A 12,647-nucleotide genomic window follows, 5' to 3' on the forward strand; every position below is an offset into this window, starting at 1 on the left:
CCGCATGTCCCCCGATTTCGTGACCCCTGGTTCCGTGCGGCCTGCTGCCGAGGTCAACGACGAGATCCGTGCGCTGTGGCAGCGCACGGGCGGCACCCTGTCGCCCGAGGAGCGTGCGGAGTACGAGCTCCTCGTCGTCGAGTGGGCGGCGGCGATCCGAGGCGGCGTCGTCACGGCGGCCTGAGCACCCTCCTAGGCACGCAGTCCCGCGAGCACCTCGTCGTCGAGGCCGAGGGGCCGCTCCTGGGGCAACAGCCCCGCGGCCGAGCCCGGTTGCCCAGTCCGCACCAGCCCATGGATCTCCCTGGCGAGCGGCGTGACGTCCTCGATCCCCACGATCCACTCGTCCGCGTACCGCGCGGCGGCCTCCCCCGCGAGCCCCAGCTGAAGCGACCGGTGCGGCAGCGGGTTGAGGTGCAGGTCCCGTTCCGGATCCCACTGCACCCGCGCGGGCGCCTGCCTCAACTGCCGCTTCCAGGAGGCCCGGTCGCCGTGGAGAGCGGGGACGTGGTGGGACAGGCAGGCGTTGCGCAGCGCCCAGAGGAAGCCCTCGCGGTCGATCTCGATCGCCAGGACCGTCTCCTGGCCCTCCTTGGTGCCCCAGCCGCAGCGGTACATCATCCACAGGAACGACGGCTTGATCCATGTCAAGCCTCGCTCACAGACCTCTTGCGGTACCGCTCTCCTGGGCTTCAAGAAGTTCGTCACCGTGCTCGATCGCCCAGCGTCCAAGCGCCATCATGGGGCCCTCGACCAGGCTCTGCCCCAAGCCGGTCAGGGCATAGTCGACGCGTGGCGGCGCCTCGGCATGTGCGTGGCGCTCGATCAGTCCGTTCGCGAGCAGGCGGTGCAAGGAGTCGGTCAGAACCTTGTCTCTGATGCCGCCGATCGCGGCGTGCAACTCGCGGCGTCGGTGCGGTCCCAAGCGAAGCGCCGCCAGTACGACGGGATCCCAGGTATGGGCAAAGAGATCGGTGGCCGCGCGCAAACGGCAATCAGCAACAAACTCATAGCAGTGGGCGTCGTGATCAGTCATCTCGCCATCCATCATCGCGCGCCGGTCACGCACTGATCAGTGCGTAACGCCTTCCCTACCGTGACCACCCGACCCGACCACTTTGGGAGAGGCACAGACAGATGCGTATCGGGATTCTGGGAACAGGGACACTGGCGGCGGCCCTGGGTGAGGGCTGGGCACGTGCGGGGCATGAGGTGGTGATCGGCGGACGGTCGCAGGTCAAGGCGGAGAAGCTTGCTGAGCGGCTGGACCACGAAGTGCTCGCTGTCGCACCGCGCGAGGCGGTCACCGGGCGCGATGCGGTGCTCCTCGCCGTGTCTTGGGACGGTGTCGAAGAGATGCTGGGAATGGTGGGCGCCTCCGACGGCGTGCTCCAAGGGATGCCGTTGATCGATCCCACGAACGCCGTTACGCATGGCGTCGGCACTCTGCTCACCGAACACGGCGAGGCGATGGCGGGGCGGATCGCCGGACTTGCTCCGGGAGCCCGGGTCGTGAAGGCGTTCCATCTCTTTCCCGCTGACCAGTGGACGAGCCCGATCGGTGGTGGCCAGTCCCGTGTGACGGTGGCGATGTGCGGCGACGATGCGACCGCCCTGCACGTCGTCGGTGAACTGGTCCGTGACGTCGGCGGAGTCCCGGCGACGCTGGGGACGCTTGATCGCGTCCGCCAGTTGGAGGAGGTGGCGGGATTCGTGATCGGCTTGGCCTTCGCAGGCTTCGACCCTGGCTCCGCCGTCCCTCACGTCCCCTCGAACGACAGGCGCGCCGACTCACAGTGGTAGGCGCATCTCTCACACGCTCGATGATCTGCCACGACAAGTCTGTGAACGCGGCTTGATGATCCATGTCATGCGCTCCCGCTTCCAGGACGACGGGAAGCGGCCCAGGCGGGCGGCGGGGCCGCCGATCTCCGGGCGGTAGGCCTGGTAGACGGTGATCGTGGACTCGGTGTGGCGGGCGCGCACCCGGAATCTCGGCTCGTGTCGATCGTTCACGGAGGACAGGCTGGCCCCCGGCGTCACCCGGCGGCCACCGAATATCGCGCACGCACGGCTCTTGGCCCGGGCTCCGCCATGCCCAACACTGAGCCGATGACGCAGCGCGTGGAGCTCGCTACCGTGAGGGACCGGCTGGCCGTCGACGGACTGATCACCGACTACGCGGTGGCGGTCGACGACGGTGACTGGGAGGCGTACCGGGGGCTGTTCGCCCCTAGGGGGCGGGCGGACTACCGCTCGGCCGGCGGCATCGAGGGAGAGGCCCGCACGGTCGCCGCGTGGCTCGCGCAGAGCCTGCGGCTGATCCCGGTGCGGCAGCATCTGATCGTCAACCGGCGGGTGCGCTTCGGGATCTGGGAGCAGGACACCGGCGACACGGCCGAGGTGCAGGCGGACTACGTCAATCCCATGGCCACCGCGGGACCCGCTCCGGACTTCGTGTGCGGTGGCCGGTACGCCTTCGCGGCGCTGCGCACGGACGACGGCTGGCGGCTGAGTGGCGTCGTCGTGCGGGAGAAGTGGCGGCGCCTTCCCGGGCCGAGGACCGCGCCTGTGGTCAACTGACCCGGCGTCCTGTGCCCTAGATCGTCCGCAAGGCGCACACTGGAGGCACCCGCGGGTAGGAGGCGCCTATGAAGACGCTCGGCCACTGGCTCGCCTCCCCCTGGCGCCGCTCGGCCGCCGCGGCGGTCGTGGGCGCCCTCCCCGTCCTGGCCTTCCCCGCGCCGGCCCTGTGGTGGTGCGCCTATGTCGCCCTGGTCCCCTGGCTCCTCCTGCTGCGCACCGCGCCGACCGGGAAGCGGGCCGCGTACGACGGCTGGTGGGGCGGCTTCGGCTTCATGCTGGCCATGCACCACTGGCTGCTGCCGAGCCTGCACGTGTTCACGTTCCTCATCGCCGCCCTGCTGGGCGCGCTGTGGGCACCGTGGGGCTGGCTGGTGCGCCGTTTCCTCGGAGGCGTTCCCTCCCTCGGGCGGGTCACGGTCGCGCTGCTGGTCCTGCCGTCGGGCTGGCTGGCCGTCGAGCTGGTCCGCTCCTGGCAGGGCCTCGGCGGCCCCTGGGGCATGCTCGGCAGCAGTCAGTGGCAGGCCGAGCCGGCGCTGCGACTCGCCTCGGTGGGCGGTGTGTGGCTGCTCAGCTACCTGCTCGTGGCCGTCAACGTCGCGGTCGCCGTCCTCGTCGCGGTCCCCCGTGCCCGGGTGCCCGCCGTGGCCGGTCTCGTCGCCACGGCCGCCGCCACCTCCGCCACCTGGGCGTTCTCACCCCGCCCGGCCGTCGACGGCCAGGTCAGGATCGCCGTCGTGCAGCCGGGCGTCGTCGCCGGTCCGGACGGCCGGTTCGCCCGCGAGGAGCAGCTCACCCGCCGGCTCGCCGGCCAGGACGTCGACCTGATCGTCTGGGGCGAGAGCAGCGTCGGCTTCGACCTCGACGACCGGCCCGACCTCGCCCGGCGGCTCGCGGACCTCTCCCGCGCGACGGGGGCCCACATCCTGGTCAACGTGGACGCCCGGCGCTCCGACAAGCCCGGCATCTACAAGAGTTCGGTCCTGGTCGGCCCCGAGGGCCTGACCGGCGAGCGCTACGACAAGATGCGGCTCGTGCCCTTCGGCGAGTACATCCCGGCGCGATCCCTGCTCGGCTGGGCCACCTCCGTCGGCAAGGCCGCGGGCGAGGACCGCAGGCGCGGCTCGCAGCCGGTCGTGATGAACGTCGGGGACGATCTGCGGGTCGGCCCGCTGGTGTGCTTCGAGACCGCCTTCCCCGACATGACCCGCCACCTCACCCGGGAGGGCGTCGACGTGCTGATCGGCCAGTCGTCGACGTCCACGTTCCAGCACAGCTGGGCGCCCGGCCAGCACGCGTCGCTCGCCGCGCTGCGGGCCGCCGAGACCGGCCGCCCCATGGTGCACTCGACCCTGACGGGCGTCTCCGCCGTCTACGGCCCGGACGGGCAGCGCGTCGGATCATGGCTCGGTACGGACGCCTCCGCCGAGCGGATCTACGACATCCCCCTCGCCCACGGCACCACGCCCTATGTCCGCCACGGCGACTGGACGGTGCACGCGGCGATGCTGATCCTCGCCCTGTGGGCCGTCGGCGAGGGCGTACGGACCGTGCGGCTCAGGCGGTCCGCTCCTGAACCGCGCGTACCACCCGCTCGCACAGTTCATGGGTCTCCAGCGCGTCCCGGGCGCTGAGCGCCCTGCCCGTGCGGACCGCGTGGAGGAAGGCGAGCACCGCCTGCTCGATCCCGCGCTGCCGGGCCACCGGCACCCAGTCCCCGCGCCGCCGGACGGTCGGCTGGCCCTTGTGGTCGACGACCTCGGCGAGGTTGATCACCTGCCGCTTGGTGTCCTGCCCGGACACTTCCAGGATCTCCTCGGCGGAACCGCTGAGCCGGTTCATCACGCCGAGCGCGGTGAAGCCGTCCCCGGCGAGCTGGAGCACCAGGTGGTGCAGCAGCCCGTCCTGGACACGGGCGCGCACGGCCACGTCGTCGATCTCGCCGGGCACCAGGAACCGGAGGGTGTCGACGACGTGGATGAAGTCGTCCAGGATCATCGCGCGGGGTTCCTCCGGCAGCCCGATGCGGTTCTTCTGCATCAGGATCAGTTCACGCGGATGGTCCGCGCACTGCGTGTAGCCGGGGGCGTGGCGCCGGTTGAAGCCGACGGCGAGACTCACGCCCCGCTCCTCGGCGAGCGCCACCAGCCGCGCGGAGTCGTCGATCTCGTAGGCGAGCGGCTTGTCGACGTACGTCGGCACACCGGCCTCGAGCAGCCGCGTCACGATCTCCGGGTGCACGAGCGTGGGCGCGTGCACGAAGGCCGCGTCGAGATCCGCCGCGATCAGGGAGTCGAGGGTGGTGTGCCGCCGCTCCGGCGGGACGTGCAGGCCTTCGGCGACCCGGTCGAGGGTGGCGGGCGTACGGGTCTGCAGGTGCAGTTCCACCCCGGGCTGGAAGGCGAGGACCGGGAGGTAGGCCTTCTGCGCGATGTCGCCGAGTCCGATGCAGCCGACCTTCACGGGGTGATCTCCTCTAACGGTTGCCTGCCGGGGTCTGCCCGGAGCATACGGCGTCCGCCCGCGGGGGCCGCCAGTCGGCGATGCCGTCGAAACCGCGCAGGAACAGGGCGGGCCCGGCCTTCGAGAGTGTGGCCAGGGCGGTGTCGCGTACGGCGATCGCCGCGCGGTTCGTCATGAGGTTGAGGCGCGCGACCCGCACGGCCCGGCGTGCGACGGCGGTCGTGCGGGGCAGCCGGGCGGCGGTGTAGGCGGGCAGGTCGTCACGGTGGTGCGCGAGGACGACCGCGTCCTCGATGGCCTGGTTGCCGCCCTGGCCGAGGGTCGGGGGCATGGCGTGCGCGGCGTCGCCGAGCAGGGCGACCCGGCCGTGGTGGTAGGCGGGCAGGGGTTCGGTGATGTGGTGGACGTCGTGGCGCAGGACGTCCTCGGGCCGGGCGGCGGCGAGCACGGCGGGGATCGGGTCGTGCCAGTCGCCGAAGCGGCTCAGCAGCTCGGCCCTCTCGTCGGGCACGTGGCCGCCGGCGGGCGTGACGGCGGCGGCGTAGGCGTAGACGCGGCCGTCCTTGAGCGGGTGTGTGCCCCAGATGCGGCCCCTGCCCCAGGTCTCGTGCGAGGCGAACTCGGCGCCGGGCACGGGGATCACGAGCCGCCAGGCGGTGAAGCCGGAGTACACGGCCCCGGGGTGGGCGGGGAAGAGCGCGTGGCGTACGGCGGAGCGGATGCCGTCCGCTCCCACCACCAGGTCGGCCTCCAGCACCCTGCCTCCTGCGTCGACCCGGGCGGGCCGGTCGGGGCCGCCGCTGTCGGCGAGGGTCGCGGCGACGTCCGTGCGGATGGCGCCCGGTGGGAGCCGGGAGGCCAGGCTCGCGATGAGGGTGGCACGGTGCAGCAGCACGAGGGGGCCGCCGTAGCGCTCGGCGGCGGCCTCGGCGGAGGACCGCGAGAGCCACCGCCCGGAGGGGGCCCGCAGCCCGCCGTCCCCGGACCAGGCGGCCAGGTCGCGGATCTCGCCGCCGAGCCCGATGGCGTCCAGCGCGCGCAGGGAGTTGGGCGCGAGGGAGATCGCCGCGCCGACCGGCTCCAGCGAGGGGGCGCGCTCCAGGACCGTGACCCGCAGGCCCCGCCGGTGCAGGGCGACGGCCGCCGTCAGGCCTCCGATTCCGCCACCGATCACGACGGCATGCCCGAGCTCTTTCATGGCCCCTCCTCGAACGTGACTACACCTGTAGTGACGCCATCGACGTTACTACACGTGTAGTCAAACGGGTAGCGTGAGGCCATGTCCGTACGCACCGCCGGCCCCTCCCGCTCCGACCTGGTCGCCGACACCGCCCTCGCCCTGCTCGCCGAGCGCGGCATGCGCGGCCTCACGCACCGGGCGGTCGACGAGGCGGCCGGGCTCCCCCAGGGCTCCACGTCGAACCTCGCGCGCACCCGGCAGGCCCTGCTGGAGCTGGCGGTGCGGCGCCTGGCCGACCGCGAGGCCCGGGTCCTGGCCCTGCACGAGATGCCGGACCCCGGGGCCGGGCCCGGCCCTCTGGCGGACGCCCTGGCCCTGGCGACCCACCGGGCCATGACGGGATACCGCGCACTCACGCTCGCCCGCTACGAACTGGCCCTGGAGGCGACGCGCCGCCCCGAGCTGCGGGCCTTCTTCGACGCCACCGGCGCCCGCTTCCGCGACCAGCTCGCCACCCTGGTCAGCGGCTTGGGCTCGACCGACCCGGCACGGCACACCCTGTCGCTGATCGCCTGGGCGGACGGACTGATGTTCAGCTGTGTGGCGGGGTCGTTCGGCGCCGAGGTGCCGAGCCTGGAGGAGGTGCGCGCCGGACTGCGGGAACTGCTGGAGGGCATGCTCGGGGGCTGAAAATCTTGTGGTGCGGCGGGGGCGGCTCGGAAAAGATGCATCCATGACGAACGAACGCCAAGAGCCCGCCACCACCGCCGACGAGCGCACCATGCTGGAGGGCTGGCTGGACTACCACCGCCAGACCCTCGCCTGGAAGTGCGAGGGCCTGACCGACGCCCAGCTCCGCACCGCCGCGGTGGAGCCGTCCGAGCTGAGCCTGATGGGACTGGTGCGGCACATGGCGGAGGTGGAGCGGGGCTGGTTCCGCAAGGTACTCGCGGCCGAGGACGCCGGCCCGGTCTACTACACCGAAGAGGATCCTGACGGCGAGTTCCATCTCTCCGAGGCCGACACGTGGGAGGAGGCGTACGCCACCTGGCAGTCCGAGATCGAGACCGCCCGGCGCAACGCGGCCCGCTTCGGCCTCGACGACATCTCCGAGGGCAAACACCGGCGCACCGGCGAGCGCTTCAACCTGCGCTGGATCTACACGCACATGATCGAGGAGTACGCGCGGCACAACGGCCACGCCGACCTGATCCGCGAGCGCATCGACGGCGCGACCGGCGAATGACGTCACCCCCGTCGCACCGACGCCCTCCGTACGGGGCGCGAGATCACCCGTGCGGGGCATCCTGCGCCAGGTCCGCGGCCCCAGCGAGGGCCGGACACACCAGAGTTGGCGGGTGCATCGAACGACGACCACAGCGACGCTCCTGCTGACCGTGGCGGTCTCGGCCCTCTCCGGCTGTACGACGACGGTCTCGCATCCCTCCGCGCCGGGGCCCTCGGTGGCACCGTCCCGGCCGTCGGCGCCGGAGCGGGAGGACGAGGCGGAGACCCAGATCGTGCAGGCGCCGGCCCGTGAGGCCCTGCAGCTCATCGAAGAGGCGTCCCGTCGCCCGGAGCCGGCCGCGCCGACGGCCCGCCCGGCCGCGCCTCCGGCTGCCGCGCCGGAACCGGGGACGCAGCAGCCCGGCCACCGCGACGTCCGCCCCCGCCCCGCCCGCCCGGCACATCCCGAGCCGGCCCGGCGCGGCCCCCAGCGGTCGCACGCCGGCCTCCCCGACGTGTCGGAGTCGGTACGGCAGGACGTCGAGAGAAGCGTCCCGAACGACAACGCGGACGTGTGCGCGCTGGGCAGGCGCTACGGGGGTTGGCGGGCGGACAGTCCGGAGGCGACGATCTGCCGGGACGCGTACGGGCGTTGAGCGGACGCCGGCCGGGCGCGGACACGGCACGCCGGAGTCACCGACGTGACCACCTCAGGGCCACCGGCCTGTCGGCCGTCGACACGGTCACACCAGGACCACCAGCCCGTCGGGCCCATCAGCAGGGTCACCCCAGAGCCACCGACGCGTCGAGCCCGTCCACACGGTCACACCAGGACCACCAGCCCGTCGAGCCCGTCGACACGGTCACCCCCGGGCCGCGACGCGTCAGGCCCATCAGCAGGGTCACCCCAGAGCCACCGACGCGTCGAGCCCGTCCACACGGTCACACCAGGACCACCAGCCCGTCGAGCCCGTCGACACGGTCGCCCCCGGGCCGCGACGCGTCGGGCCCGTCGATACGGTCACCCCAAAGACACCAGCCCGTCGGGCCGTCGGGCCGTCGGGCCGTCGGGCCGTCGACACGGTCGCCCCAGGGCCGCGACGCGTCAGGCCCATCAGCGAGGTCACCCCAGGGTCGCCAGCCGTCTGGTTCGCCGACGAGCTCCCGTCAGGGCCGCCGCCGCGGCCGGTCGTGGGCGCGGTCGCCCCAGGGCCGCCGGCCCGGCAGGGCGCCGGCGGGGTCGTCTCAGGGCCGTTGCCGTGGCGGCGTCCAGGGCCCCGTGCCGCCCTCCCCCAGCCGGAATTCCAGTCGGCCGATGGCCGCCCACACGCCCTCGCCGTAGCTGTCGTCGGCGAGGGCGGCGGCGGCTTCACGGGCCCACCGCAGGTGAGTGCGGGCGGCGTCGCGGCGGCCCAGCCCGAGGTAGTCGTCCGCCAGGTTCAGGTGCAGGGAGGGGTAGATCGCGATCACCGCGGCCACCTCGACGGCCTCCTCCCTGGCCTCCTCGGCCGCCGTCAGGGCACGCAGGTCCCAGGCCAGTTCGTCCGCCGGGTCGTCCTGGGTGTCGGCCAGGTAGTGGGCGAGGGTGCAGCGGTGCAGCGGGTCGCCGTGCTCGCCGATCTCCGCCCACAGGCCGAGATAGCGGTGCCGGGCCTCCTCCCGGTCCCCCGCGTGGTGCAGCATGACGACCTGCCCGATCCGCGTCAGCACCGCATCGGGCGCCGCCTGCTCCTGTCGCTCCGCCACGACGCCCTCCGCGCACTAGCCGGCTGTTCCCGCCGACGCTAACCGCAGGCAGGGGCGATCCGGCTCAGGCGGCTCCGGACACCGCCGGGCCGGGCACGGCCGTGCGGCCGGGGTGGGTCAGCCCAGGTTCGGGATCGTCCAGTCGATCGGCGTGTGTCCCTGCGCCGCCACGGCCTCGTTGATCTGCGTGAAGGGCCGCGAGCCGAAGAACTTCTTCGCGGACAGGGGCGAGGGATGCGCGCCCTTGATCACGGCATGCCGGGACTCGTCGATCAGCGGGAGCTTCTTCTGCGCGTAGTTGCCCCACAGCACGAAGACCGCCGGGTCGGGCCGCTCGGCCACGGCGCGGATCACGGCGTCGGTGAACTTCTCCCAGCCCCGGCCCTTGTGCGAGTTGGCCTCGCCGCCTCGGACCGTGAGCACCGCGTTGAGCAACAGCACGCCCTGCTCGGCCCACGGCATGAGATAACCGTTGTCCGGGATCGGCGTGCCCAGCTCCTGGTGCATCTCCTTGTAGATGTTGCGCAGGGACGGCGGGATCCGCACCCCCGGCCGGACCGAGAAGCACAGCCCGTGCCCCTGACCCTCGCCGTGGTACGGGTCCTGACCGAGGATCAGGACCTTGACCCCCTCGTACGGCGTGGCGTCCAGCGCTGCGAAGACCTCCTCGCGCGGCGGATGGACGGGACCCTTCGCCCGCTCCTCCTCGACGAACTCCGTCAGCTCCTTGAACCAGGGCTGCTGCAGCTCGTCGCCCAGAACCCCGCGCCAGGACTCGGGCAGCATGGCGATGTCGGTCACGTCAACGTCCTCACGATGTGCGGTCACTTCAGGCCACAGAACCTACAGGCGACCACTGACACCGTGCCCGGGAGAGCGCGAAGCCGACTCGCTACCAGGCGGTCTTACGGTGCAGCTCCCACAACATCATGATCGTCGACGGGTCCAGGGACCGCTCGGCGCCCGAGACGTCCCGGCTGGCCGCCACGTACTGCCGGCCCTGCCACAGCGGCAGGAGCCGCGCGTCGTCCACGAGGATCCGCTGGGCCTCCTCGAACTCCTTCTCCACGTTCGCGCGGTCGCTCTCCCGGCGCGACCGGGGCAGCAGATCGCCGGTGATCTTCGGAGCCGGGTAGGGCGTGCCGAGGGCGTTCTGGTCACCGACGAACGGCGCGATGAAGTTCTCGGCGTCCGGGAAGTCGGGGAACCAGCCGCGCCCGAACACCGGGTACTCGCCCTTCTGGTAGCCCTCGACATAGGTCTTCCAGGGGCGGCTCTTCAGGCTGATCGAGAACAGGCCGGAAGCTTCGAGCTGGCGCTTCAGCTCCTTGAACTCCCCGGCGGTCTCGGAGCCGTAGCGGTCACTCGTGTACCAGAAGGTGAGCGGGACCCGCTGGTCGATGCCCGCCTCGGTGAGGATCTTGCGGGCCTTGGCGACATCCGGGTTGCCGTAGTCGTCGAAGAAGCCCGTGGTGTGGCCGGTGAGGCCCTTGGGGACCATGGAGTACAGCGGGTCGACGGTGTCCTTGTAGACCTTGTGGGCGATGGCCGCCCGGTCGACGACCTGCGCGATGGCCTGGCGCACGGCCTTCTTGTTCGCCCAGGAGTCCTTCGGGTTGAACACGAGGTAGTTGATGTCGGTGCCGGTGCCCTCGACGAGCTGGATCTCCTGGTCCTTGGAGGACTTGCTCTGGAGTTCGACGACGTCGCCCGCGGCCAGACCGCGGTAGGTCACGTCGATCTTCTCGTCCCGCAGGGCCTTCACCATGGTGGCGGAGTCCTGGAAGTAGCGCACGGTCACCGCGTCGTTCCGGCGCTCCGCGTAGCCCTTGTAGGAGTCGTTGCGGACGAGAACGGCTTCCTTGCCCTCGGAGTACGAGTCGAGGGTGTACGGCCCGGACCCGACCACGTCACTGCCCTTGCGCAGGCTGTTCCGCGGATAGGCCTGCGGGGACACGATCGACATGGCGGGGGTGGCGAGCACGAACGGGAAGGTGGCGTCGGGCTTGTTGAGGTGGAAGATCACCTCACGGTCGTTCGGGGCCTGGACCCGCTCCAGGCTGCCCAGCAGACCGGCGGGACCGCCGTTGACGTTGATCTTGCGGATCCGGTCGAACGAGTACTTCACGGCCTGGGCGTCGAGCGCGTCGCCGTTGGAGAACTGCAGGCCTTCGCGCAGCTCGCAGCGGTAGACCTGGTTCGAGGAGTCGCTGAAGCCGCACTGCTCGGCGGCGTCCGGCTGGGGCTCGCTCGCGCCCGTCGGATAGCTCAGCAGCGTCTGGTAGATGTTGCGGAACAGCTCCCAGGAGCTGTCCCACGACGCGGCAGGGTCGAGCGTGCTGGGGGCACTGGTGGTGCCCAGGACAATCGGTCCTTCGTCCTGCGGGGTGTCGGACGACAGCACGCCGCACCCGGCGAGCAGGGACGATATGGACGCGATGGCCGCCACCTGCCACAGGCACCGGTTCCGCTTGAACACGCGCACGCTCCTCGATCTGCCATACCAAGGGTCGGCAGACCATACCGCAGTGCCGCGCCCCCTGACCCTCCCCGGTGCATGACCTCTTGATCGATAAACCTTTGACGACGTTGTCATCGCCTTTTGCCATGTCTTGACGCCGGCACGGGCGCCGTCGGGGTCGACGGCGCCCGTGTTCGAACCGCAGGTGCGGTCCGCGTCAGCCGGTCCCGGCGTTGAGGAAGATGCCGCCGTCCACGACGAGCGTCTGGCCGGTGACCCAGTCGGACTGCTCGGAGGTGAGGAACGCGGCCGCGCCCCCGATGTCGGACGGCACGCCGAGCCGGCCCAGCGGGTAGGCCGCGGCGGCCTCCTCCTCCCGGCCCTCGTACAGGGCCTGGGCGAACTTGGTCTTCACGACGGCCGGGGCGATCGCGTTGACCCGGACCCTGGGCGCGAACTCGTGCGCGAGCTGCACGGTCAGATTGATCATCGCGGCCTTGCTGACGCCGTACGCGCCGATGAAGGGCGAGGGCGACAGGCCCGCGACGGAGGCGATGTTGACGATCGCGCCGCCGTTTTCCTTCTGCCAGGCGTGCCAGGTCCGCTGGGCGAAGCCCAGGGCCGAGACGACGTTGGTCTCGAAGACCTTGCGGGCGACGTTCAGGTCGAGGTCGGCGATCGGCCCGAACACCGGGTTCGTGCCCGCGTTGTTGACCAGGTAGTCGACGCGGCCGAAGGCCTCCATCGTGCGCTCGACGGCGACGGCCTGGTGGGCCTCGTCGTGCGCCTTGCCCGCCACGTAGACCGCGCGGTCGGCGCCGAGCTGCTCGACGGCCTCCTTGAGGGCGTCCTCGTTGCGGCCGGTGATGCACACGCGGTCACCGCGTGCGACCAGGGCCTCGGCCACGCCGTAGCCGATGCCGCGGCTGGCGCCCGTGACCAGGGCGACCTTGCCGGAGAGTTCCACGGAAGTCATGTTCTTCGTCC

Annotated in this window: 15 protein-coding genes and 1 pseudogene; 7 read left to right on the forward strand and 9 right to left on the reverse strand. The window is 71.8% G+C overall.

The window, feature by feature from the left end; all coding sequences use genetic code 11:
* Positions 1–4: 4 nt before the first annotated feature.
* On the forward strand, positions 5–184 hold the full coding sequence (locus A4E84_RS40415) for a hypothetical protein (RefSeq protein WP_079128883.1): 180 nt from the start codon (positions 5–7) through the stop codon (positions 182–184).
* Between the two features lie 8 nt (positions 185–192).
* Here the strand turns inward: A4E84_RS40415 and A4E84_RS06520 are convergent, their stop codons facing one another.
* Both A4E84_RS06520 and A4E84_RS06525 read right to left on the reverse strand, forming a co-directional pair.
* A complete protein-coding gene (locus A4E84_RS06520; RefSeq protein WP_079128884.1) occupies positions 193–708 on the reverse strand; it encodes a DUF4291 domain-containing protein in 516 nt (171 codons plus the stop codon).
* Entirely contained in the window at positions 659–1,036 is a 378-nt protein-coding gene (locus tag A4E84_RS06525) for a winged helix-turn-helix transcriptional regulator (protein WP_174569407.1), read from the reverse strand. Before A4E84_RS06525 ends, A4E84_RS06520 begins: the two co-directional genes overlap by 50 nt.
* A gap of 101 nt (positions 1,037–1,137) precedes the next feature.
* Between A4E84_RS06525 and A4E84_RS06530 the strand changes: the two genes are divergently transcribed.
* Positions 1,138–1,803 (forward strand): NADPH-dependent F420 reductase, encoded by a 666-nt coding sequence (locus A4E84_RS06530; RefSeq protein ID WP_062925635.1) that lies wholly within the window; start codon positions 1,138–1,140, stop codon positions 1,801–1,803.
* A gap of 57 nt (positions 1,804–1,860) precedes the next feature.
* On the opposite strand, the pseudogene A4E84_RS40420 reads toward A4E84_RS06530, so the two are convergent.
* A pseudogene (locus A4E84_RS40420) lies at positions 1,861–2,016 on the reverse strand (DUF4291 family protein); the annotation flags it as partial.
* Between the two features lie 96 nt (positions 2,017–2,112).
* Here A4E84_RS40420 and A4E84_RS06535 point away from each other — a divergent pair.
* Positions 2,113–2,583: a nuclear transport factor 2 family protein gene (locus tag A4E84_RS06535; protein ID WP_062925636.1), complete on the forward strand. Its 471-nt coding sequence runs from the start codon at positions 2,113–2,115 to the stop codon at positions 2,581–2,583.
* Between the two features lie 68 nt (positions 2,584–2,651).
* Entirely contained in the window at positions 2,652–4,217 is a 1,566-nt protein-coding gene (gene lnt / locus A4E84_RS06540) for an apolipoprotein N-acyltransferase (protein ID WP_062925637.1), read from the forward strand.
* Here lnt and A4E84_RS06545 read toward each other — a convergent pair.
* Both A4E84_RS06545 and A4E84_RS06550 read right to left on the reverse strand, forming a co-directional pair.
* Positions 4,141–5,046, reverse strand: coding sequence for a Gfo/Idh/MocA family protein (locus tag A4E84_RS06545; protein WP_062925638.1), 906 nt, complete (start codon positions 5,044–5,046; stop codon positions 4,141–4,143). The two genes, lnt and A4E84_RS06545, sit on opposite strands and share 77 nt — an antisense overlap.
* A 13-nt stretch (positions 5,047–5,059) precedes the next feature.
* Complete coding sequence (locus A4E84_RS06550) at positions 5,060–6,244, reverse strand: FAD-dependent monooxygenase (RefSeq protein ID WP_062925639.1); 1,185 nt, start codon at positions 6,242–6,244, stop codon at positions 5,060–5,062.
* Positions 6,245–6,325: 81 nt separating this feature from the next.
* Between A4E84_RS06550 and A4E84_RS06555 the strand changes: the two genes are divergently transcribed.
* The 3 genes from A4E84_RS06555 to A4E84_RS06565 all read left to right on the forward strand — a co-directional run bounded on the left by A4E84_RS06555 (position 6,326) and on the right by A4E84_RS06565 (position 8,109).
* Positions 6,326–6,916 (forward strand): TetR/AcrR family transcriptional regulator, encoded by a 591-nt coding sequence (locus A4E84_RS06555; RefSeq protein ID WP_062925640.1) that lies wholly within the window; start codon positions 6,326–6,328, stop codon positions 6,914–6,916.
* Between the two features lie 43 nt (positions 6,917–6,959).
* On the forward strand, positions 6,960–7,472 hold the full coding sequence (locus A4E84_RS06560; RefSeq protein ID WP_062925641.1) for a DinB family protein: 513 nt from the start codon (positions 6,960–6,962) through the stop codon (positions 7,470–7,472).
* Between the two features lie 112 nt (positions 7,473–7,584).
* A complete protein-coding gene (locus tag A4E84_RS06565) occupies positions 7,585–8,109 on the forward strand; it encodes a hypothetical protein (RefSeq protein ID WP_062931343.1) in 525 nt (174 codons plus the stop codon).
* 589 nt (positions 8,110–8,698) lie between these two features.
* Here the strand turns inward: A4E84_RS06565 and A4E84_RS06570 are convergent.
* From A4E84_RS06570 to A4E84_RS06585, 4 genes are all read right to left on the reverse strand, one after another.
* Entirely contained in the window at positions 8,699–9,199 is a 501-nt protein-coding gene (locus A4E84_RS06570; protein WP_062925642.1) for a hypothetical protein, read from the reverse strand.
* Between the two features lie 117 nt (positions 9,200–9,316).
* The gene (locus A4E84_RS06575; RefSeq protein WP_062925643.1) at positions 9,317–10,000 is read right to left on the reverse strand and encodes a uracil-DNA glycosylase; all 684 of its coding nucleotides are present in this window, start codon (positions 9,998–10,000) and stop codon (positions 9,317–9,319) included.
* Between the two features lie 91 nt (positions 10,001–10,091).
* Complete coding sequence (locus A4E84_RS06580; RefSeq protein WP_062925644.1) at positions 10,092–11,678, reverse strand: ABC transporter substrate-binding protein; 1,587 nt, start codon at positions 11,676–11,678, stop codon at positions 10,092–10,094.
* Between the two features lie 199 nt (positions 11,679–11,877).
* On the reverse strand, positions 11,878–12,636 hold the full coding sequence (locus A4E84_RS06585; protein ID WP_062925645.1) for an SDR family oxidoreductase: 759 nt from the start codon (positions 12,634–12,636) through the stop codon (positions 11,878–11,880).
* Positions 12,637–12,647 lie beyond the last annotated feature (11 nt).

Source organism: Streptomyces qaidamensis (genome assembly GCF_001611795.1).
GTDB lineage: Bacteria > Actinomycetota > Actinomycetes > Streptomycetales > Streptomycetaceae > Streptomyces > Streptomyces qaidamensis.

Excerpts from the sequence above, each read along its gene's own strand:
- A4E84_RS06535 (WP_062925636.1), top strand. The coding sequence starts at position 2,113 with ATGACGCAGCGCGTGGAGCTCGCTACCGTGAGGGACCGGCTGGCCGTC.
- A4E84_RS40415 (WP_079128883.1), top strand. The coding sequence starts at position 5 with ATGTCCCCCGATTTCGTGACCCCTGGTTCCGTGCGGCCTGCTGCCGAG.
- A4E84_RS06525 (WP_174569407.1), bottom strand. The coding sequence starts at position 1,036 with ATGACTGATCACGACGCCCACTGCTATGAGTTTGTTGCTGATTGCCGT.
- A4E84_RS06560 (WP_062925641.1), top strand. The coding sequence starts at position 6,960 with ATGACGAACGAACGCCAAGAGCCCGCCACCACCGCCGACGAGCGCACC.
- A4E84_RS06550 (WP_062925639.1), bottom strand. The coding sequence starts at position 6,244 with ATGAAAGAGCTCGGGCATGCCGTCGTGATCGGTGGCGGAATCGGAGGC.
- lnt (WP_062925637.1), top strand. The coding sequence starts at position 2,652 with ATGAAGACGCTCGGCCACTGGCTCGCCTCCCCCTGGCGCCGCTCGGCC.
- A4E84_RS06555 (WP_062925640.1), top strand. The coding sequence starts at position 6,326 with ATGTCCGTACGCACCGCCGGCCCCTCCCGCTCCGACCTGGTCGCCGAC.
- A4E84_RS06530 (WP_062925635.1), top strand. The coding sequence starts at position 1,138 with ATGCGTATCGGGATTCTGGGAACAGGGACACTGGCGGCGGCCCTGGGT.
- A4E84_RS06585 (WP_062925645.1), bottom strand. The coding sequence starts at position 12,636 with ATGACTTCCGTGGAACTCTCCGGCAAGGTCGCCCTGGTCACGGGCGCC.